An 18,680-nucleotide genomic window follows, 5' to 3' on the forward strand; every position below is an offset into this window, starting at 1 on the left:
GGTTTTTATTTTCGTGGAGGCTGCGATCCGTCAGCCATCACGTCTACGGAGCGTCTGAAATGGTTATGTCCGCCGCGCGCAATTCTTCATTGACCGCTTTGCTCTTGGGGCTCGGGCTGCCGACGTGCAGCCAGGCTGAGGGATTCCCTGCCATTGCCCGAGTAGCGCCAGGATTTGGCTATTACAACGTCGATAAGGGCTACACCGACAAGCTCAATGTCTATGGCACACTCGATGCTTTTGTGAATTACCAGGACTCGGGCCATCACTCCGGAAGCAAACTCGCGGGCGGCGGCGCCTGGACCAATAAGCTCGGGCTTTACATGCGCAAGGCACTCAACACGGATACGGTGCTGGAGTTCGATGTCGAGGAAGGGTTCAACCTGAATGGCCAAGCGCTGGACGAGCACTGGAAGCAGGTCGGCACGTTACGCCTGGCAGTAGCGGCGCTACGTTCGCGGGAGTACGGCAAGCTGGAATTCGGTAAAACTTATGGCATGGGCACGCCGACGTTTGCTGATCCGTTCCTGGCCACCTACGGTTCGCCCTATACCTACCTGACCAGTCCGCCGGCCGGGCGCGGTGCCTATTATCTGGATATGCGACCGAAGCACACCCTCGCCTACACTACGCCCAAATTCGCCGGTTTCAGCGTGGCCACCGCCGTGAGCCTGGGCCTGAACGATACCGCCAGCTCCGGCAAAACCGTGCGCGGCAAAGGCATGAGTGTCCAGTACAGCGATGAGCGTTGGATATTGCTGGGCTCATTCAATGATTACTTGAGCGATCCGTGGTTCGACGGCGACCGTCAGCGCCAGACCCACAACTACTTCAAAAGCGCTTCGGCGTTTTATGACTTCGGGCCGCTGTCTGCCAATGTCACCTGGCAGCGCCAGGACGTCGACTTTCACGCGACGCCGAGCATGAGCGCATGGACGTTGGGCCTTTCCGCGCCCGTGGGCAAAGCCGATGTGGCGCGCATGGCACTGGTCAAGCGCGACATCGAATTTGGCGACAAGGACGCCGTCGGGATCATGCTCGGCTACGACCACTTCCTGATGAAGAACTGGGCCATCTACGGTCGGGTCGCCCTGATCGATAACCGCCCGGAATCCGCCATCAGCTATGCGGGAATCCCCCTTGAGCAAACCGGTGACGACCCCAGCAACCTGGCGGTCGGCATGTACTATCACTTCTAGTAAGTCGGTTCTGCCGATGACTCAGCGGCGAGCTTGGATTTGAGCCCGTAAAACAGATCTCTCGCCGGCGACGTCAGCGAATGGCGGTCAACGCACACCAGATAAATCGGGTATTCGGGAATGACCTCTTCGACTTCGACGAGGACCAGTTCCGGTACCCGTCCCGGCGGCAGTGCACTGCCCAGTGCAAGATCGCTCAGGGTCATGAACGCGTCGGCATTCTCGACCAGGCGCAAGGCCAGAAACAGCGAGGCGCATTCGATCACCTTCTGCGGCGGGTGAATATCGTTGACCTCGAACATTTGGTAGAACTGCGAAGATCGGTCGTCTACCTCGTCCAGACTGATCCAGTTGGCGTACTGCAGTTGCCGCAACGAGGGCGAATGCCGCAACGGGTTGTTCGGACTGCATACCACCGTCCCCTTGATCCGGTGCAGAGCCTCCCAATCGAGATTCAGACGTTGAGTGTTTTGTTGAGATGTCAGGGCAAAGTCCAGGCTCCCGTCGCGCAAACGCTGGACGATATGGCTGGGGCGCAGCTCGATCAGTTTGATCCGTACCCGTGGGTTTTTCGCCTGATAATCACTGAGGCACTTCTCAAAACCCGGCAGCATGGCGGTCAGTGAAGTGACGCCGACAGCCACCTCCCCCACGGCCATGTCGTGGATATTATCGGCCTCGATTTGCAGCCGCCGCATGCTCTCGACCGCCATGTGCGCATGCCGGATGATGCGCCGGCCTTCGTCAGTCAACGACATGCCTTTGTAAGAACGCTGCAGCATGGTCAGGCCTAACTCGCGCTCCAGATCCTTGATGGAACGGCTCAATGCAGGCTGAGTGACATGCAGCATCTGCGAAGCTTCATTGATGCTGCCGCACTGGTTGATCGCAACCAAGGCTCTGATTTGATGGAATTTCACGGTGTGCGACTCGCTTTTTATTTGGCGCCAACCATAAAGCAAGATGCCGGCCAGTTACCACTCTGTCGCTCAGCGCAGCTCGCCAGGCTGATGCGGATCCGGTTCAGGTTGAACCTCTGATGCTTACGTGGACTCCCAAACCTAAATCCAGGAGAAACGTATGACCCAGACAGCTTTGGTCGTGGGCGCCAGCGGCATCGTCGGCAGCGCCATCACTCAGTTACTCATCGACAACCAGTGGCAGGTCGCCGCGCTCTCGAGGCACCCGTCGCAAGTGCAAGGCGTGATACCTGTCGCGGCAGACCTTCAGGATCCTGCCGCGCTGGAGCAGGCGCTGGCGGATTTGAAACCCACTCATGTGTTCATTACCACATGGTCACGGCAAGCCACGGAGGCCGAGAACATCCGTGTCAATGCAGCCATGGTTCGCAATGTGCTCGCCGCCATTCGCCCAGCCAAAAGTGTTAAGCACGTAGCACTGGTTACTGGCCTGAAACACTACCTCGGCCCATTCGAAGCCTATGGCAAAGGCAGCCTTCCGCAAACACCGTTTCGCGAAGAGCAAGGTCGTCTGGATGTCGAGAATTTCTATTACGCTCAAGAGGACGAACTCTTCGCCGCAGCTGAAAAGGACGGCTTCACCTGGAGCGTTCATCGTCCGCACACCGTCACCGGGGTCGCCGTAGGCAACGCGATGAACATGGCCACCACCCTCGCCGTCTATGCCTCGATTTGCAAACAAACCAATCGCCCTTTTGTGTTTCCCGGATCAAGGGCGCAGTGGGACAGCCTCACCGATATGACGGACGCCCGGCAGTTGGCGAAACAACAACTGTGGGCGGCCACCACGCCGGCTGCGGCCAATCAGGCATTCAACGTCACTAATGGCGATGTCTTTCGTTGGAAATGGATGTGGAGCCGAATTGCCGACTACTTCGACTTGCCTGCTGCCGATTATCCCGCTTCACTTTCGCCGCTTGAGAAGCAGATGGATAACGACCAGGCCGCATGGACGCAAATGGTTGCCGAACACGGTTTGAAAGAACCTGATATTGCTCGCCTGGTGTCCCCATGGCACACCGATGCAGATCTCGGTCGACCCATCGAAGTTGTCACGGATATGTCGAAAAGCCGTGCAATGGGCTTCACTGCGTATCAAGCAAGCGATCAGGCATTTTTCGACGTGTTCGACAAACTACGCGAGATGCGCTTGATACCTTAGGTCGTGCCGACATCTCCTTAAGTGTTTCCCGAAAGTCTCGAACGCACCAGGCTAAACGCCTCCCTACCCGAAAGCGGAGGTAGGCGTCCTTCGTGAAGTATCTGGAGAAACGACCTTTGAAGACCGGAGGTGAGGAATGTATCCAGTAACTCCTGACGGTCGTTATTTCGTTGTCAAAGGGCAGCTGTGGCGCTGTTCAAATCCATCATTGGAAGAGGACGTGCGCCAGCGTCTCGTCGATGCACTCATGGCAGCTCGACGGGAGGTGAAGAAAGCAAAGGATTCGGAAGACGAATCGCAGATGAAGCGCGCTCGGGAAAAGGTACAACTGGCCAAAGTAGCGCTTGGTGAGCGCGGCCCTGTTTGGTGGGCTGATGGCAGTCCGGATTTCAATAGATTCCGGGTCACTAACTCCCCGTATGCTGAATGGTTCAGCTTGCTTCATGAGTCTGATTAAGCCTTGGCTCAAGGCGCAAGTAAGGCGATGGAAACCGCAGTGGCATACATGCGCTGCGGTTTCTCCGCTTTGAGATCTGCAAAAGACGGAACGACTCAGGGCATATGCTTTCGAAAAATTGAGCGCCTCGAATTTCGAGGGGCGAGGAGAAAACTTATGACTGAAAAAAGCTCCACTTCATCAAAAAAAAGCAAAGCACTGAAAGATTCTGCTCTCGTCTCAGACGTGTCAGAAACAGGCTTGACAGATGACGAACGAGTCGTAAGGGAAGATGAGTTCCTTGGCGAAGAACCACGTGTGGAACCCGGCCCAGCCGACTTGGAAAGACTCAAGAATTAACGTCAGCGCCCTTGGTATTCGATGCGACCAATATTTCCAATACGCGACATCTACTACCTGAAATTTGCTTAATGGAGGTGTCACGTATGCGCCAGCAAACCTCATTCATATTTGATTTGGATGGCACGTTGACTGATAGCGTTTACCAGAATGTCTTTGCGTGGAAAACCGCGCTCGATTCAGAAGACATACCGTTGGCCATGTGGCGAATTCACAGAAAGATAGGTATGAGCGGTGGACTGATGCTCAAGATGTTAGCCCGTGAGACCGGCCTGGAAATCAAACCCGACCAGGCAAAAAGGTTGAGCGATAAACATGCTAAAGCCTACAAGGATCTGCAGGGCCAGATAACCGCTCTCCCCGGCGCTGTAGAGCTTCTCGATACGCTAAACCGCGATCAGCTCAAGTGGTGTATTGCGACCAGCGGTGGCATGGACACTGCGGCGATAAATCTGAAGGCATTGGGACTGGATATCGCGGAGGTGAATCTCATCACCCGTGATGACGTCAAGTATGGCAAGCCCGATCCAGACCTTTTCCTCGCCGCTGCAAGCAAACTCAATGTCCCCATTGAAGATTGTCTGGTAATCGGCGACGCCATCTGGGACATGCTTGCCGCACGACGCTGTAAGGCCACCGGTATAGGGCTGCTTTCAGGTGGTTATGACACAGGAGAGCTTGAACGTGCAGGTGCACTCCGAGTCTACGAGGATCCTCTGGCACTGCTGCAGCACCTGGACGAGGTTGCTTCCCGTCAGTGAGCCTTCTGTAGATACCTGATAAAAACGCGCCCCCTGCCAATGTATCGGGCAGAAGACCCCGCGCCTACAACTCACAAGTTGACTAATAAACGATAACTAAAAAGGGCCCTCTCGGGCCCTTTTGTATTCAAACCAGAATCACTTGGCCAACCAGGACTCGACAGTCGCGGAGCCATGTTCAGCTTTCCAGTCTTTCAACGTCTTGTGATTGCCACCCTTGGTTTCAACAACTTCGCCGGTGTGCGGATTTTTGTAGACCTTCAACTGGCGAGGCTTGCGACTACCGGTTTTGGACTCGGCGGCTGGAGCGCGACGACCTGCTTGCGGATCAAGAAGGTTGACCACGTCCTTAAGGCTGTAGCCATATTTGGCGAGCAAATCACGCAGTTTGGTTTCGAATTCAATTTCTTTCTTGAGACCAGCATCACCCTTGAGCGCCTCGAGCGCCTGGATTTGTTCGGCGAGGTGTTTTTCGAGCTGACGAAATTCGGCGAGTTTGGACATAAGAAATTCTCGATGTGGGTAATACCAGAAGGTTACACGATAAATCACGGCCCGCACTTACAAGAAGTAGCGCCTGAGGTCTCTCACCCGGACAGCCGATATTAACGCCGGGAGTTGATAAGTCAGAGCTACACGACAAAGGTTGATCAACTGTGGACGGTCATGGCCAGGTAACAGGTCGTTGAAAGCGCACGGCAGCCTGCATGAGCGGGCCATTGTATCGACTGCAAATCGATAGCACTTTTCACGCTCACCTACCTCCAATGACATGTGCGTTTGTCCTGACAACCTGGAGGTCTCCATGTCGATGCGCAAGATCGTTCTGCTTTCCTGTCTGGGTGTGGCACTCGCCGGGTGCGCTGGCTCACGCCAGGAGCCCCCTCCCACCACCATGCAAGTCGACCTGCAAAAATACCAGGGCACTTGGTACGAGCAGGCCAGGTTACCGATGTTCTTTCAGCGCAATTGCCAGCAGTCAGAAGCGCATTATGGGCTACGTGATGATGGCCGCATTGACGTCACCAATCGTTGCAGGGAAGAGGATGGCGAATGGAAAGAGGTACGCGGAATTGCCGAATCGCAGCAGCCAGGCAAGACAGACAAACTGTGGGTGCAATTTGATAACTGGTTCAGCCGCATCGCGCCAGGAATAACCAAAGGCGAGTATTGGGTGCTTTACCACGACCCCGCCTACCAGTTCGCACTGGTCGGCCACCCTAACCGGGAATATCTCTGGGTGCTTTCACGCGCCTCTGAAATTAACGGCGTCAACCGTGAACAGCTGCTGAAGATTGCTCAGCAACAGGGGTATGACACCAGCAAACTGATCTGGCGTCAGGCAGATCCGACCAAGCCCTAGTCCACTGGGCTGCTTAAGCCCTGAGACCGTTGAGGAAATGCGCATGCTCAAGAAATGGATAATGCTGCTATGCATTGGCCTTGCGAGTTGCAGCCAGGTGGATGTGCAGACCTACAGCCAGGAGACGCCCACGCTTGAGTTGCGCGAATTCTTCGAGGGCCGGGTCGAAGCGTGGGGTATGTTTCAAAAGCGCTCAGGCGAGGTCACGAAGCGTTTTCATGTGGTCATCAATGGCCACTCCGAAGGCCGCAGGCTGATCCTCGACGAGTCGTTTACCTACAGCGACGGTACTACGCAAAAACGAGTGTGGACGCTAACCCCTGCTGGCCCTGGCCAATGGCGCGGAACCGCTGGCGACGTGGTGGGCGAGGCACTTGGCGAGGTGGCAGGCAACGCACTGCGCTGGAAATATGTGCTGAACCTTCCGGTGGATGGCAAGGAATACCAGGTCCATTTAGACGACTGGATGTACCTGATGGACAAGAACACCCTGATAAATCGCTCGTTCATGAGCAAGTTCGGTGTAGAGGTCGGCCAGATCACTTTGTTCTTTCGCAAGGAGCCTTAACGTCCGCCTTTGGCCGTTATTTGCCTGTCGCGAAAAGCAGAAACCCGATTCCAGGCAGTCGGTGAGCATCGGCTGAAATTGGCCCGGGCGGTTCGAGAACGCGCGCTACCAGTAACAACGCAGGCTGGAAATCTGCTTCGTGTCGCTATTTGCCACCGAGACTCCCTCCCCTATCGACGCTGATTACCTGGCCGGTAACGAAGGATGCCCCCTCGCTGAGCAGAAAGGTAATCAGCGAGGCCACTTCTGATGGCGCTCCCAGCCTTTGCATCGGAATCGTGGACAGTATCTGACGCTCACCCTCACTTCCCGCCGGTCGGTTTTTTCGGAAAAGCTCGGTGTCTATAGGGCCAGGTGCAGACGCCTATAGTCAGGGCGCAAAAAAGTGCCATCAGCGGTAATCGCGATAGAGCCATCAGTTTTCTCTTATTGTCGTTGAAGGAATGCCTCGAACAGCCCGATCACTCTTCGAAAATAGCCACCGCGCGCACAAAACCCGCAGACGCATGCCGGATCTTGTAGGGAAAGCACGAGACGGTGAAGCCGCTAGCTGGCAGGGATTCGAGGTTGGCCAGTTTTTCCATTTGTCCGTAGCCGATATCGCGCCCGGCCTTATGCCCTTCCCAGATGATCGAGGCATCGCCGCTGGCAGCAAAACGTTCACGGGTGTATTTGAACGGTGCGTCCCAGCTCCAGGCATCAGTGCCGACCACGCGCACGCCGCGTTCCAGCAGATACATTGTCGCCTCGCGCCCCATGCCGATGCCGGCATCGAGGTAACCCGGCTGCCCAAACAATGCCCCGGCGCGTGTGTTGACCAGCACGATATCCAGTGGTTGCAGCGTGTGCTCGATGCGCGCCAGTTCCGCTTCGACCTCTTCTGCCGTCACCACGTGACCGTCGGGCAAATGGCGAAAATCCAGTTTGACCCCCGGCTGCAAACACCAATCGAGCGGCAACTCGTCAATGCCAAACGCCGGTTCGCCGCCATCGGTAGTCGAGGCGTAATGCCACGGCGCGTCCATGTGGGTGCCGCTGTGGGTGGTGATCTGTAAGCGCTCGGCGGCCCACGATTCATTGCCGGGCATCTGCTCAAGCTGCAAACCCGGGAACATCGCCGCCATCTCGGGCCAGCCTTGCTGGTGGTCCATGTAATCGATTGTCGGCAACAGCGGCGGCGGATCTGTGTACGGGTTGTTATCGAGGGTCACCGAAAGGTCGACCAGACGACGTTTACGCTGGATTGGCTGTGACATGAGACATATCTCCGTTCAACGGCAGAGGCCGATAAGGGGCTGGGTTGAGGGCGTTGCGAATAAGCGTGGCGACATTGCCGTCATGGCCGAAGCCGGCAGCGCGGGCCTGCGGGGTTTTCAGGGGCGGCATGCGCCCGAACAGATTTTCGAGATCAAGGTCAGCGGCAAAACTGATGAAGGCACGGCGTTGCTCGCCGTAAATCGCCGCCAGGGCATCAATGACCTGGGCGATGGACAAATGCAGCACCGGCAGTTGCCAGACCCGCTGTTGTGCGACGGCGTCATCCAGTTCGGCGGCGTGGATCAGGTTGTTCACGCAACAGCGCGCCGACATCCACCACGCCGTCGCCTGCGGCGACACCGGGCAGCAGTAGTCGGCGCCCTCGGCAAAGGCTCGCATCAAGTCGCTCATGAAGGCCGAGCGCAAGCCGTTGGGTTCGCGCGGGCGCGCGACAATGCCCGGCAGGCGCACCGCACGGCTGTCGACCTCGCCACGCCGACCCAGATCAATCAGCGCGCGCTCGACCATCACCTTGTGTGTGCCGTACGACAATTGCGGGTGCAGTTCAGCCTGCTCGTTCATTTTCGCCGGCAGATCAGCGCCGTACACCGCAACGCTGCTGGCATACACCAGCACCGGTGGCCGCGCCTTGTTGCGCAGTTGATCAAGCAGTTCGAGGCTGGCCAGCAGGTTGACCTGATAACCCGATTCGTAATGCGCCTCCGCCGCTCCACCGGGGATGCTGACCAGGTGAAACACCACATCGATGCCATCGGCCAGAACCCGGCGCATCAACGCCGCATCCGTCACGCTGCCGCTGTGCCGACGCAGGCGCGGATCGTCTGGCAGGCCTTGGACGTCAGTGTCCAGCACCAGCAACGAACGAATGACTTGCCCGCGCAGACTGCCGCGCGCGAGCAGACAACGCAGCAGTTCGCGACCAACAAAGCCATTGGCTCCGGTAATCAGTACACGCATGGGCGTTCCTTAGCCGTGGGCCTTGACGACGCGTTGATCGATCGCACCAAACAGTGACTGACCATCGCTGCCGGTGACGTCCATGCGCACGCGATCGCCGAAACGCATGAAGCCTGTCACTGGCGCGCCCTGCTCGATCATCTCAATGGCCCGACGTTCGGCGATGCACGCCGAGCCGACGTTGCGCTCGGTATTCGACACCGTGCCGGAACCGATCAGCGTGCCGGCGCGCAAGCGACGGGTTAAGGCCGCGTGGGCGATCAGTTCGCCAAAATGAAAGTTCATCTGCGCGCCGTGCGGCTGGCCAAACCACTCGCCGTTCCACTGCACTTGCAGGGGCAAATTGACCCGGCCATCGCGCCAGGCTTCGCCGAGTTCATCCGGGGTAATGGCCAGCGGGGCAAAACTGGAGGACGGTTTGGCTTGCAGAAAACCGAACCCGGTGCGCATTTCCCGCGGTGCCAGCGCGCGCAGGCTGACATCGTTGATCTGCAGGATCAGCTTGATGTGCTGCAACGCGTTTTCCGCCGAACACCCCATCGGCACATCATCGACCAGCACGACAAATTCGCCTTCGAAATCGATGCCCTGGCTTTCGCTCGGCAGTTCGATGTCATCGCGGGCACCGATGAAGTCATCACCGGCGCCCTGGTACATCAACGGCGTACGGTCAGCGCCTTCGATCGGGTCGAGGTTGAACGCTTTCTGCATCAGTGCGCCGTGACTGAGAAACGCCGAACCGTCGCACCATTGATAAGCGCGCGGCAACGGCGCCATCGCTTGTACGGGATCGAAGGCGAATGCCTGGCGGCAATCTTGTTTTTCAAGCTCAAGCGACAGGGCCTGCAAACGCGGCTCGGCTTCGCGCCAGTTTTCGATGGCTTGCTGCAAGGTCGGCGCTACCGAACGGGCGTCCAGCGCCCGGGCCATGTCGCGCGAAACTACCACCAATTGGCCGTCACGGCTGCCATTTTTCAAGGTTGCGAGCTTCATGCCGTTTCTCCTGGGCAGTCTTGCGGTTCAGCGGCAAAACGCCCGTCAAGCAGGATAAACACCATGCGCGCCATGGCGTCCGTGCGGTTGCTCCACGCGTGATTGGTGCCGCGCTGAACCACCACATCGCCGCGTTTGAGGTGGATATCTTCATCGTCGAGCACCAGCCAGACTTCGCCTTCGGTGACGATGCCGTAATCGAGGGTCTCGGTGCGGTGCATCAGTTTGTGCCGCGAGTTCGCCTGGCCGGTGCCGGCATGCGCCTGGCCAATCTCGGCAAATGCGGCTGCAGCAGCGGCATCGCTGACCTGGTTTTGCACGCTGTCCGGCGGAATGTCGACGACACGAATCACGCTGCCCTGCGGGCCGGGGCTCAGCTGTAAAGGTTTGCTGGTTGGATCATCGGCATTGTCGAGCAGTGCCGGACTGCCGCTGCTGTTCCATATTTCATGAAACACCGTGCCTGGCACCGCTTGCAGTGCAAACACATTAGCGGTCGCTCCGTGACTGGCGACGACGGCGCGGCCGTGGCCGTCATGCCCGGTGACCACGCGTTTGAAAGGGGGAAGCGCTTGCATGGAAAATCCTCGTTCAATGGCCGTTGCCGATGGAGTCGTGACCGCCAACATGGGGGCGGGTCAATAGGCCACCGAGCTTCGGCACGGACAGACAAAACAGCGCCACGACCAGTTGCAGCCAACCGATCATGGCCAACGCTTGCGGCAACGCCGTGGAAGCCCCGGAGGTGATGGCGAGTACCACCAGCGGGCTGATGAACTCGCCGGCAAAAATCGCGGCGGTGAAGCACCCCGCCGCTCGCCCACGCTGAGCAAAACCGACTTGCGCCATGATCCAGGTGATCAACGTCGGCAACATCAGGCCGATGCCCAGACCGTTGACCAAGACCGCCACCACCACCTGCGCGTGGCTGCCGGCGGCGGCCATCAACAGGCCGCCGATGCCGGCCAGGCCATAGGCAATCAGCAACACATGCTGGCTGCGCAGACCGCTCAACAAGCGAAAACTCAAGGCCCCGGCGAGCACACCGAGTTGATTGGCACCCATGGTCATGCCGATCTGCTGCGGCGCATCCACGTGCAACAAATTGAGCAAGTAGCCGGCCTGCACCGGCACGATGAACAGGCTCAGGCCCGCGAGCAGCGACAATGCATACATGGGCGTGAGTGCCCGCCATGGAAATGCGCGCGGGGCTGGCACCGGCACCGTTGCCGCCAGTGGCGCGCGGGGTTGTGGTTCCCAGAGTTTCCATGCCATTAGCGGCAGGAAAATCAGCCCGACTGCGTACAACGCAAACGGGGTGCGCCAGTCGTCCTGGCCGAGGAATCCACCCAGCGCGATAAACACCGCAGCCGACAGTGACGTCGCGACCATCTGCAATGCAAACAGGCGTTCACGGCGTGCTCCGCTGTAGTAGTCGCCCATCAGTGTCGTGCAGCAGGTCATGATCCCCGCCTCTGCCAGACCGATACCGGCGCGGCTGGCGACAATGGCCGGCAGCGAATCCAGCCACAGCGGCAACACGCCGCAGAGCGTGTACAGCGCCATGCTCGTCAACAACAAAGGCTTGCGCCCGAGCCGATCAGCGATGACCCCGGCGAACGGCGCCAGTAATGCAATCACCAACGCCGGCAAGGTCAGCACGATCGGCACCAGCACCGTGCTGCCCGCGACCTCGGCAAAATGTGCCTGCATGCGCGGCAATACCGGCGCGAGCAATACCGCGCCGAGCACTGGCAGACAGCTGCCGAGCAGCAACAGCAACGATTGCGTCAAACCAGCGTGACGTCCGCTGTTTTCAAGTGAAGACTCAACGGCCATGACAGGTCTCCCGATGACGTGACTGATGAACATCTACTGCCACCGCTCGCGACGGCAGGCTCAGATTGATGGCCTCCTCCGGCGTTTCTGCGTCGGTGTTCGTGTGCCGTGCAGGCAAGAGGAAGTACGCCAGCGCCGGCAACAGCAGGAGCGCGCCGACCATGTTCCAGACGAACATGAATGCCAGCAGCACGCCCATGTCTGCCTGGAATTTGATCGGCGAGAAGATCCACGTCGCCACGCCAATGGCGAGTGTGATCCCGGTGAGCATCACCACTTTGCCGGTGGACACCAGGGCGCGGTAATAGGCTTCTGACAGGCTCGCGCCTTGGCGCAGATGGCCGAGCAGGATGCTCATCACATACAACGCATAGTCGACGCCAATGCCGACACCCAACGCGATCACCGGCAACGTCGCGACCTTCACGCCGATGTTCAGCCAGACCATCAACGCTTCGCAGAGGATCGAGGTGACCATCAGCGGAATCACCGCGCACAGCGTGGCGCGCCACGAGCGGAAGGTGATCAGGCACAGGACGATCACCGCCCCGTAGACCCAGAACAGCATCTCCCGATTGGCCTGCTTGACCACGATATTGGTCGCCGCTTCGATGCCGGCATTGCCCGCTGCCAGCAGGAACTGCACATCCTTGTCGTTATTGGCAGCGGCGAATTGCTCAACGTGCTCGACCAGCCGCGTCAGCGTTTCAGCCTTGTGGTCAGTGAGGTAGGCGTACAGCGTGAGCAGGCTGCAATCCTCGTTGTACAAACCACGCGGCGCACTGGCGGTGATCATGTTGAGCATCGCCTGATTGTTCTGCAGCTCGTACCACTTGGCGCTGCCTTCGCTGAGGCCGACCAGCATGCGCCGGTTGAGCAAGGCCAGCGAATTGGTCGAATCCACCCCCGGCAGTGCCCGCAGTTGCCAGTCCAGTGCATCAACCTTGGCGAGGATGTCGTAACGCGCACATTGCCCGGCCGGGGTCTTGACCATCACCGCGAACAAGTCACTGCTGGCGCCGTAATGCCGGGTCAGAAACGCATCATCCTGGTTGTAGCGTGAGTCGGCCCGCAGTTCCGGCGCGCCGGCATCCAGATCACCGATCTTCAATTGCAGGCTGACCACAAAACCCAATGCCGCCAACGCCAGGCTGATGGCAATGCACAGGCTGGCCCAGCGACGTCGGGTAAACAGATCGAGAAAGCGCCAGAAGCCATGACGCCGAGCGCCGGCCTGATCGTTCTGCTCGCTTTTGAGGCTCAATTGCGCCGCGCGCGGCGTTACGCCGACATAGGACAGCAACACCGGCAGCAGAATCAGGTTGGTGAAAATAAGTACTGCCACACCGATACTGGCGATCACGGCCAGATCCTGAATCACCTGGATCTTGATCAGCATCAGCACGGCAAAGCCCACTGCATCGCACAGCAATGCCGTCAGCCCGGCGAGAAACAGCCGTCGAAAAGTGAACCGTGCGGCAACCACCCGGTGCATGCCGCGACCGATGTCCTGCATGATGCCGTTCATTTTCTGCGCACCGTGGCTCATGCCGATGGCGAACACCAGAAACGGCACCAGCACCGAATACGGGTCCAGCTGATAGTCGAGCAACGGCAACAGGCCCAGTTGCCAGACCACCGCCACCAATGAGCAGAACACCACCAGCACCGTGCTGCGCAGGCAGCGTGTGTACCAGAACAGCACGGCGGTGGTGATCAGAATCGCGACAGCGAAGAACAACAGGATCTGCTTTAGCCCAGCAATCAGGTCGCCGACCTTTTTCGCGAAACCGGTGATGTGAATGTCGATCCTGTCGTTCTGGTACTCGCTGCGCAACGCCTCCAGTTGCTCGGACAGCACCGAGTAATTCAGCGCCTGGCCGTCGGCGGTCGTTGCCAGCAACGGCACGTAAATGATGCTCGAGGTTTGATCGAACGCTACCAGTTGGCCGAGCTCGTTGGAGCGCTGCACGTTGCGGCGCAAGGCCTCAAGACTGGCCGGCGTACCGGCATAATCGTCCGGAATTACCGGGCCGCCATCCAGGCCGTCTTCAGTCACAGCGACCCAACGTGTAGCGGGCGTCCACAGCGACTTCATGTAGGCGCGATCGACGCCGGGCAGCAGGTAAAGCTTGTCGCTCAACGCCTGCAAGGTTTTCAGATAATCAGCGTCGTAGATATCGCCTTGGCGATTGGCGACAACGATGCGCAAGGAGTTACCCAGACCGCTGAGCTGCTGTTGATGTTGCAGATAATTGGCGATGTAAGGTTGTTGCGTGGGAATCATCTTTTCGAAACTGGCGTTCAGCTCGACGCGCGTGGCCTGATAGCCCAAGAAGAGCGTGGTCACCAGGCACACCAGCAACACCCACAACCGGTGATTGAACAAAGTGCGTTCCACGACCGAGCCGGAGCGCGGGTCGAAACTCGCCAGGCTGGCCGTGGCGTTGTCGAATGGTTTCATAACCTCACTCCGAAGCTGTAACAGTGGGCGACGCCAGGCGCGTCAACCCGGTGAAACCGGCCAGCACCAGGCTGCCATCGGCGGCCTGCACGACGCTGGCAATCGGTTTGCCCAGCGGTTTGCCGAAAGGCTCCAGGGTTGGTGCATCGCCCGAGGTGCGAAACAACGCGCCGCCCTGATTGACCAACAACAACTGGCCGTCAGCGGTACGGATCGCATCACTGAAGGACACGGGCATCGGTACGGGCGCGGCCACGAAGCTGTTGCCGCCGTCGGTGGAAATAAACGCGTTACCTTTCAGTCCTGCTGCCAGCAGCGCGCCGTCATCGCGCAGTTGCAGGGCGAAGAAACTGCCGCTGTAGGGGCTGTCGAGTGCGACGAAGGATCGTCCACCGTCCTCGGAACGGGCGACATAGCCTTGCTCGCCGGCGACGAACCAACGCTCACCTTGTTGAGCGATGGCATACAGGTGCGCCCCCATCGGATTGTCGATATGGCCCATCAGCGACTGCCAACTCACGCCGCCGTCTTCGGTGGTAAACGCGAGGCCGTAGGCGCCGACGATCAGGCCGTGACGCGCATCGGTGAACTTGAGGCTCAGAAACGGTTTGTCCGCGCCTTCGCTGACCATCCGTTCGGCGGTTTGCACACGTGCCGCCGCTGCGTCGGGGTCAATCGCTGTCGGCAGTTGCTCGCGTGCGGCGCGCAATTCCAGTTGCGTAGCGCGGTTGCCGTCCAGCTGCAACGCCCAGTTTTCGCCAGCGTCGTGGGTGACCAGCACCGCACCGGCATGGCCGACCGCCCAGCCCGTGTTGGCATCGACAAATTGCACCGCCGTGAGACTGACGGACACCGGCACCTGCGCCTGCCGCCAATTGAGACCGTTGTCATCGGAGAGCAAGACAATGCCGCGTTCGCCGACCGCCACCAACCGCGCACCTGCCCGCGCCAGATCAAGCAAGACCGCTTGCCGGGCCTGCGGCGCGCGCATCGCCGGAGTGTTCAATACATCCCCGACGGCAGCGGCCTGAGCCTGGCTCACGGGTAATACGCAAGGCAGCGCCAGCAGCGCTAACAACCGCCCGAGCACCTGACAGATTCTGTTCATACCGACCTCGAAACCACCTGTGAAACCGGATCGCCACAGCGTGTGGCGATCCGGTCCGATTCAACGAACCCCGGCACCCGCCATTGCTGCTGGCGAGAATTCCGACGCCTTGTAGCGATCGACCACGCCGTACTGCTCAGGCAACCCGGTGTAGACGTTCTGGATAAACCAGGCGCCGGAGGTCAGGTCGTAGAAACCCGAAGACAGTTGCGCTTGTGCTGGCAGATCCGGCAGCACGGCCGGCAGCGACCACAAGGTCTTGGCGAGCTGGCCGTTGGCGTCCCAGCGATCGCCGAGCATGGCTTGCCAGGTATCTTCGTCGAGGTAGTAACGGCCCTTCGGCAGTTGATGACGCTTGCCCGGTGCGAGTTCGGCCTCCACCACCCACACGCGATGCAATTCCCAGCGCACGTAATCAGGATTCATGTGGTGGGCCAGAAACAGGTCTTCCGGTTTGCCTGCCGTCAGGACTTTGTTGGTGTTGTAGGGGATATACATTTCCTGCTTGCCGACCAGTTTCCAGTCGAAGCGATCGATGCGCCCCTGGAACACGCTCAACTCATCGAACGACATCACCCCGGCGGTTGCCGGCGTCGGTGTGTCGCAGCAGGCATTCGGCAACTTGCGCACGCGGCGCTGGCCGGTCAGGTAAACGTGCGCCTGGGACTTGTCGCCGTTGATATTGGTGCGCCCCATGATTTGCTCACCCGCACGCAACGGCGGGCCGACGTTAAGCAGGCGGAACAACCAGTAATCACCGGCGAAACTTTCCGGCGTGCCGTCCTGGTAGTAATACGGCATGTCCTGAATCGCCTGGCCGTCGGTGGTCAGCACCTGTTTGCCGTCTGCAGTCATCAGGTAATGACGAAAGTGCATGGCGAGTGACGTGCCGCGCCAATTCAGGATGTGGTTCCACATGGCTTCGGCGCCGTTATGCGGAATCGGGAAGGGAATACCGCCAAACGCACCTTCGGGCACCGGTCCAGCGCTGCTGTCGACCAGTTTGGCGCGGGTAGCATTTTTCAGGGTGTTGTCATACACCCATTGCGGTGCGGCGGCCGAGCGACGGGTCGGATAGACATCGATACGATAGGTGTCGGGAAAGCGTTTGAACATCTCCTTGGTGCCATCGCTGAGCTTGCCGGCGTATTGCGCCAGATTCTTCGAGGTGATGCTGAACAGCGGTTTGTCGGCCGCAAACGGATCGCCGCGCTTGCCGCCCGGTTTATACGCCGGGTCAACTTTGGTGTAACCGCCCTGCCAGGCTGGAATGCTGCCGTCGGCATTGCCTGCACGCTCGGCACCCAGTGGCGTGAGACTGCTCGACAGTTTGGCCGCCTCTTCTGCGGTGGCCGCAGTCGCAACCTGGCTCAGGACGGTCAGCGTTCCGAACAAGGCAAAGCACAAGGCCGTAAGGCGCGGGACACGATTATGGTGGTGAGAAGTCATGCGCAAGTCCTCTTAAAACGTGGTCTTGACGGAGAAGGCGAGGTAATCCCGATCCTTCAGCGATTGCTTGAAATTGAACTGGCTGAGGCCGTTGAGGTTGGTGTCCTCGGGGCCGTAGTAATGCGTGTAGGTAAGACCGGCCGTGACGCGATCGAGGTAAGTGGCGGTGATGCCGATGTTGATGTCGCCACCCTTGTCCGGGCCGAACGAGCTGACCACCGCTGATTTGCCCAGCGGGAAGTAACTGACGCCGACCGGAATGCTGATATCGATGCCGGAGAAGAACTGGCGGTAGGTCGGCGTGTAGACAAATTTGAAACCCAGGCCGTCATCGGTGGCGTTCGGGTCCAGTGCGGCGCGATTTTTGGTGACGCTGAGCAGGCGATTCCACGCCACTTCGCCGACCAGTCCGGACTCTCGGGCGATGAAGTTCGGGCCAAACGAAGCCAACACGTTCAGGTTGACGTGAGCGGTGCGCCCGACCGCATAGAGCGCGTCATCATCGTTGTCGGCAATGACGCCGGGCAGTACGGTCTGACCATTCGAGACCAGCGGCATGTTCCAGCGCATCGACGCTTCACCGGCGAAGCTGTACTCGTCCACCGTGGTGGAAAAGCTTGCGCCCAGCGCGCGAATATCTTCGGGGTAAACCCAGTAGTACTCGCCGATCTGCCCGGTGCTGAAGTTCGGCGCTGCCGTCGACGGTTTCAGGTACAGCTTCGGCGTCTTGTCGTGGTACTGGATGGCGTAAAGGCCGTACTCGACGGTCTCAGCGCTGTATTTCAGTTGCAAACCGCCCTGCCCCGAACTGCGTGCTTCCTTATCATTACCGTGGAAAAACGCGGCGGGACTGGCCGGGTTACCGCCGAGGAATGCCGGAAACGGCGCACCGACGATCAAGCGCTCATTGCCTTCGCCAATGTTGTCGCTGGTGGAGAAATAACTGCCAGCGGCGGGCAGACGTGTTTCTTCCCACTCGAGCTGGTAGTAAGCACCGAGCGATACGTCGTCAGTCAGTTGGAACGTGCCAGACAGTTGATTGACCGGACGGGTGATTTCCTTGAACTGCGTGTTAGGCACCGACTGGGCCTTGACCACGTCGACCGGGGCCATGCCACCGGCAATGCCGTTGGCGCCGAAGAACAGGCTTTCGCCCCAGATCAGGCCATGACGGCCGGCGCGCACCGACGTTGCGCGGTCGGCCAGTTCGCCGTTCCAGTAGACGAACGCGTCGAGGATTTCGCCGTCACCGCCGTGCAAATGACGGGTGTCGTCGGTGAACTCGTCGTAGCCGACCGAACGCGCGTTGGCGCGGGACGGATCGTTATTGTCGTTGTTGCCCTGGTACTCGCTGTCGTACCACGCTGCGCCGCTCAAACGTGCGCCGAAGTCCTGAAACGACAGATCCAGCTCCGAGAGGATATCGGTGCGATTGGAGATCAGGCCTTTTTTGAACGCACGATCGCCATCGTCCTGATTGAGCGCCACCTGACCCTCGGTCAACTTGCTGCTCGGATTCTGCGTGCGCCAGGCAGCGCTGTACTTGATCGTGTTGTCCCAGCGCAACTTGAAATCCGGGTTGCCGGTATCGATGTCGAAAGCGTGAGCGGCCTGACTGCACAGCACCAGCAGCGCAGCAACGCTCAAACCGAAGGGTGCAGACGAGCAGACCGGGCGACGCGCGAGCGCCGCAGTCGTAGAACTAACCATCGCGTTAACCTCTTGTTTTTATAGTGGTAACTGCTGTGGATGAGTCGCAGGTG

Annotated in this window: 18 protein-coding genes and 1 pseudogene; 7 read left to right on the top strand and 12 right to left on the bottom strand. The window is 59.1% G+C overall.

Annotation, left to right across the window (positions count from 1 at the left end):
- Positions 1–59 precede the first annotated feature (59 nt).
- Positions 60–1,199 carry a porin gene (locus tag P3G59_RS14940; RefSeq protein ID WP_277757831.1) on the top strand — a complete coding sequence of 380 codons (1,140 nt, stop codon included), beginning with the start codon at positions 60–62 and terminating at the stop codon, positions 1,197–1,199.
- Here the strand turns inward: P3G59_RS14940 and P3G59_RS14945 are convergent.
- A complete protein-coding gene (locus tag P3G59_RS14945) occupies positions 1,196–2,119 on the bottom strand; it encodes a LysR family transcriptional regulator (protein ID WP_277757832.1) in 924 nt (307 codons plus the stop codon). The two genes, P3G59_RS14940 and P3G59_RS14945, sit on opposite strands and share 4 nt — an antisense overlap.
- 160 nt (positions 2,120–2,279) lie before the next feature.
- On the opposite strand from P3G59_RS14945, the gene P3G59_RS14950 reads away from it, so the two are divergent.
- The 4 genes from P3G59_RS14950 (at position 2,280) to P3G59_RS14965 (ending at position 4,898) form a co-directional block, all read left to right on the top strand.
- Positions 2,280–3,341, top strand: coding sequence for an SDR family oxidoreductase (locus P3G59_RS14950; RefSeq protein WP_277757833.1), 1,062 nt, complete (start codon positions 2,280–2,282; stop codon positions 3,339–3,341).
- Positions 3,342–3,477: 136 nt separating this feature from the next.
- The gene (locus tag P3G59_RS14955; protein WP_277757834.1) at positions 3,478–3,798 is read left to right on the top strand and encodes a hypothetical protein; all 321 of its coding nucleotides are present in this window, start codon (positions 3,478–3,480) and stop codon (positions 3,796–3,798) included.
- A gap of 156 nt (positions 3,799–3,954) precedes the next feature.
- The gene (locus P3G59_RS14960) at positions 3,955–4,137 is read left to right on the top strand and encodes a hypothetical protein (RefSeq protein ID WP_277757835.1); all 183 of its coding nucleotides are present in this window, start codon (positions 3,955–3,957) and stop codon (positions 4,135–4,137) included.
- 86 nt (positions 4,138–4,223) lie between these two features.
- Positions 4,224–4,898 carry an HAD family hydrolase gene (locus P3G59_RS14965; protein ID WP_277757836.1) on the top strand — a complete coding sequence of 225 codons (675 nt, stop codon included), beginning with the start codon at positions 4,224–4,226 and terminating at the stop codon, positions 4,896–4,898.
- Positions 4,899–5,036: 138 nt separating this feature from the next.
- Here P3G59_RS14965 and P3G59_RS14970 read toward each other — a convergent pair whose 3' ends face one another.
- A complete protein-coding gene (locus tag P3G59_RS14970) occupies positions 5,037–5,402 on the bottom strand; it encodes a histone-like nucleoid-structuring protein, MvaT/MvaU family (RefSeq protein ID WP_277757837.1) in 366 nt (121 codons plus the stop codon).
- Positions 5,403–5,703: 301 nt separating this feature from the next.
- Here P3G59_RS14970 and P3G59_RS14975 point away from each other — a divergent pair, with 301 nt between their 5' ends.
- Positions 5,704–6,261: a lipocalin family protein gene (locus P3G59_RS14975; protein WP_277757838.1), complete on the top strand. Its 558-nt coding sequence runs from the start codon at positions 5,704–5,706 to the stop codon at positions 6,259–6,261.
- 43 nt (positions 6,262–6,304) lie between these two features.
- Positions 6,305–6,829, top strand: coding sequence for a DUF3833 domain-containing protein (locus P3G59_RS14980; RefSeq protein ID WP_277757839.1), 525 nt, complete (start codon positions 6,305–6,307; stop codon positions 6,827–6,829).
- A gap of 145 nt (positions 6,830–6,974) precedes the next feature.
- Here the strand turns inward: P3G59_RS14980 and P3G59_RS14985 are convergent.
- From P3G59_RS14985 to P3G59_RS15030, 10 genes and pseudogenes are all read right to left on the bottom strand, one after another.
- Positions 6,975–7,199 (bottom strand): annotated as a pseudogene (locus P3G59_RS14985) (SDR family oxidoreductase); the annotation flags it as partial.
- Between the two features lie 91 nt (positions 7,200–7,290).
- Positions 7,291–8,085, bottom strand: a complete 795-nt coding sequence (locus P3G59_RS14990) for a cyclase family protein (protein WP_277757840.1) — start codon at positions 8,083–8,085, stop codon at positions 7,291–7,293.
- Complete coding sequence (locus tag P3G59_RS14995; RefSeq protein ID WP_277757841.1) at positions 8,063–9,064, bottom strand: NAD-dependent epimerase/dehydratase family protein; 1,002 nt, start codon at positions 9,062–9,064, stop codon at positions 8,063–8,065. The genes P3G59_RS14990 and P3G59_RS14995 overlap by 23 nt, the downstream gene beginning before the upstream one ends.
- A 9-nt stretch (positions 9,065–9,073) precedes the next feature.
- Positions 9,074–10,057: a fumarylacetoacetate hydrolase family protein gene (locus P3G59_RS15000; protein ID WP_277757842.1), complete on the bottom strand. Its 984-nt coding sequence runs from the start codon at positions 10,055–10,057 to the stop codon at positions 9,074–9,076.
- Positions 10,054–10,635: a cupin domain-containing protein gene (locus P3G59_RS15005; RefSeq protein ID WP_277757843.1), complete on the bottom strand. Its 582-nt coding sequence runs from the start codon at positions 10,633–10,635 to the stop codon at positions 10,054–10,056. Before P3G59_RS15005 ends, P3G59_RS15000 begins: the two co-directional genes overlap by 4 nt.
- A gap of 13 nt (positions 10,636–10,648) precedes the next feature.
- Complete coding sequence (locus tag P3G59_RS15010) at positions 10,649–11,896, bottom strand: MFS transporter (protein WP_277757844.1); 1,248 nt, start codon at positions 11,894–11,896, stop codon at positions 10,649–10,651.
- On the bottom strand, positions 11,886–14,360 hold the full coding sequence (locus P3G59_RS15015; RefSeq protein WP_277757845.1) for an MMPL family transporter: 2,475 nt from the start codon (positions 14,358–14,360) through the stop codon (positions 11,886–11,888). Before P3G59_RS15015 ends, P3G59_RS15010 begins: the two co-directional genes overlap by 11 nt.
- A 4-nt stretch (positions 14,361–14,364) precedes the next feature.
- Positions 14,365–15,468 carry a YCF48-related protein gene (locus P3G59_RS15020; protein ID WP_277757846.1) on the bottom strand — a complete coding sequence of 368 codons (1,104 nt, stop codon included), beginning with the start codon at positions 15,466–15,468 and terminating at the stop codon, positions 14,365–14,367.
- A gap of 60 nt (positions 15,469–15,528) precedes the next feature.
- A complete protein-coding gene (locus P3G59_RS15025) occupies positions 15,529–16,917 on the bottom strand; it encodes a DUF1329 domain-containing protein (RefSeq protein WP_277757847.1) in 1,389 nt (462 codons plus the stop codon).
- Positions 16,918–16,929: 12 nt separating this feature from the next.
- Entirely contained in the window at positions 16,930–18,627 is a 1,698-nt protein-coding gene (locus tag P3G59_RS15030) for a DUF1302 domain-containing protein (protein WP_277757848.1), read from the bottom strand.
- Positions 18,628–18,680 lie beyond the last annotated feature (53 nt).

This window comes from Pseudomonas sp. A34-9 (genome assembly GCF_029543085.1).
Classification (GTDB): domain Bacteria; phylum Pseudomonadota; class Gammaproteobacteria; order Pseudomonadales; family Pseudomonadaceae; genus Aquipseudomonas.